This window comes from Mongoliitalea lutea, from assembly GCF_014652135.1.
Lineage (GTDB): Bacteria > Bacteroidota > Bacteroidia > Cytophagales > Cyclobacteriaceae > Mongoliitalea > Mongoliitalea lutea.
Window position 1 is genome coordinate 1 of the sequence record NZ_BMYF01000048.1, and the last position, 2,518, is coordinate 2,518.

The following is a 2,518-nucleotide window of genomic DNA, read 5'->3' on the forward strand; positions in this document are numbered from 1 at the left end:
CCAATAGACACATTCCCACAGTTTTTGATTCAGCTCGAGATAGGAGGAATAACTAACTTTAACAAGTAATTACTATCAGAATCGAATCCCTAAGCTTTGCGAAGAGATTTTCGCTCTCAAAAATTATCAAGACTACTTGGCAAAAAATCTGCGAAATTCTGTGGACTTTTTTATTTTAGATTTTAGAAGTCAGAATTTAGATTTGGTGCTATGCAAGTCCATGAGAATATAATCATTTTTTTCAGCCGTGGCGTCAGACCGTTGCGCTCGTGGCGAGAAACCAATGGAACGCTGATGAGACGGATGCAAGCATCGCGGATTTTGAACGGATTTTTTTATGACTAAAACTCACTATTAGCGGGCGTAGCGATAAATCGTTGCGCTCGTGGCGTGAAACCAATGGAACGCAGATGAGGCGGATGCAGGCAACGCGGATTTAGACCAGAATTTTTTATATGTTTTAGGGTCAAAAAATAGACTTTAATTCTAACCAATTAAAATTAAGCGATTATAAGTACTTAATAAATGGATATCAACCAATTTTTGAAAACTTAATTCTTTTTGTGGCGTGAAAAGGGGTATTAACTCTAAACCCCACTAATTATGAGAACTTTACAGTACATTCACAAAAATGACAAAACATTCAGGAATTATGTTTTGGAAAAATTCTTCAACAGATGCAAACCATATGTCGCTGTTTGCATGTTGACTGGTTTGCTATTCTTAGGGTCCTGCCAAGAATTAGAGCAGGTTGAGCCACTTGTGGAAGAAAGTTTGGATGCTTCTTTTGACCGGGAAAGATTTTTAAATGCAGTGAATATAGCTTCAAATAACCTCCAAATGCGTACCGATCTCGGTAGGCAGTTTAACGAACTAAATTTTAGAACTCAGGAATCGATAGAACTTGAATTAGACCGATACATCAATGATCTGGTCGTTAATCTAAATTCAGATGACTATAACCTTTACTTTTACCATGATGAAACTGAATTTGAAGTAGGAGATGAAATATTTACCGCGACATTTGACGATATCCCTGATTATATTAAATCTCTTTTAACAGATTTTGGTGATAAATTAGAGATAATAGTCCAAAAATATGATAGAGGAGAATTAAATGATCAGCAAGTAATCCAATCATTCAAAAATATTTCTTATCAAGAAGGTCTTGCATCACTATATAATGAAAACCTTAGTCTTGAAGAAAAGAGTATCATTTCAAACAGTTTTTTTAAAGGGACTAAAAGTGACTAAGCTCTATCAATCGCCATATATTTTGTATGGCTTTACTGGGGGGTTGGCCAATGCCATAAAAAGTTATGATAAAGAATGGCAAAGTTGGGATAAGGAAGTAGTAAACACTTTAAAATATAAATTTTAATTTTAATGAAAAGAGCAATTACATTATTGATAATATTATTTAAAATTTATTCAGTATCAAAGGCACAAGAACTACTGGATGAGGATGAATCCATTCGATTGAGAGCAGATTATAATCGAGGAATCAATGCATATGTTATAGTTCCCAGTTTTACATTTGGCCCATCAGCCAATATAAATAATGACCTATTAATCAACGGATATCCTCCATTTCCTAGAGCTCAACTAAACTTTGGTTTTGGACTTAACTATAGAATTAACAGATTTGTCATGATGATTGATTTATTTTCAAGAAGTCAAGTAATTGATTCAGATGATCAGGGTTACTCACAGTTAAGGAGCAGTCAGTTCACCAGCAATTTGATTTTAGCTTATCATGTTTATAAAAATGAAATTGTTTCTATTTATCCATTTATAGGTTATAGAAATACTGATACTAGCTTTTTCCTTTCTTCAAGGACTGATGAAGTAAACCTGAATGACATGTTAAGCAATCCCGGAAATTCAGTTTTATTAAATCATTCTTCAGAAGGATTAATTCTTGGAGTTGGTTGTGATTTAGTTAATCTATTTAAAACAGAATCACCAATAATTACACTTAGAGCAGGAAGAAGAATTCAAGTCAGGGATGCTGAAGCATGGAGTTCACGGTTTACTCCCATATTAAACTCGCCAATGGATAGTTTCAACTATTGGCAGGTCCAACTTTCCATAGGCGGAGCATTTAATTGGGATAGAAAGAAAAAATAGGTATGTAACAAATTCTATAATTCACAACGCCGGTCAGCTATCTGACCAGCGTATTCAAATCCATATATTCTACTTAAATGGTGAGATTGATCAATGTTTTCCTGATACTTTTTCTACCGATCAGTCTTCTTTTTGCCCAATGGCCAAGAGAAGAGGGGGATATAACAAAAACACCATATTACAAAAGGGGACTGGGGCCATATTTGGTGACCCTTCATTTACCTATACCCATACTATCAATCTCAACAGTTTCCGTGCTGAAAATGATTTTCCTACTATACCATCTGGCGCATTGAATGTTGGATTTGGTTTTAATTGGAGATTTAATCGATTGGAAGTCGGGCCTCAAGTTCTTTTAGGAAGACAGTCAAATGAATCTTTAAATCCA

3 protein-coding genes are annotated in these 2,518 nt (G+C 34.7%); all 3 read left to right on the forward strand.

Annotated elements, in window-relative coordinates:
* Positions 1-603: 603 nt before the first annotated feature.
* Positions 604-1,254 carry a hypothetical protein gene (locus tag IE080_RS19270; protein ID WP_189586798.1) on the forward strand — a complete coding sequence of 217 codons (651 nt, stop codon included), beginning with the start codon at positions 604-606 and terminating at the stop codon, positions 1,252-1,254.
* A 132-nt stretch (positions 1,255-1,386) separates the two neighbouring features.
* A complete protein-coding gene (locus IE080_RS19275) occupies positions 1,387-2,130 on the forward strand; it encodes a hypothetical protein (RefSeq protein ID WP_189586800.1) in 744 nt (247 codons plus the stop codon).
* A 139-nt stretch (positions 2,131-2,269) separates the two neighbouring features.
* Positions 2,270-2,518 (forward strand): hypothetical protein (locus IE080_RS19280; protein WP_189586802.1); only part of this gene is annotated, 249 nt, incomplete at its 3' end.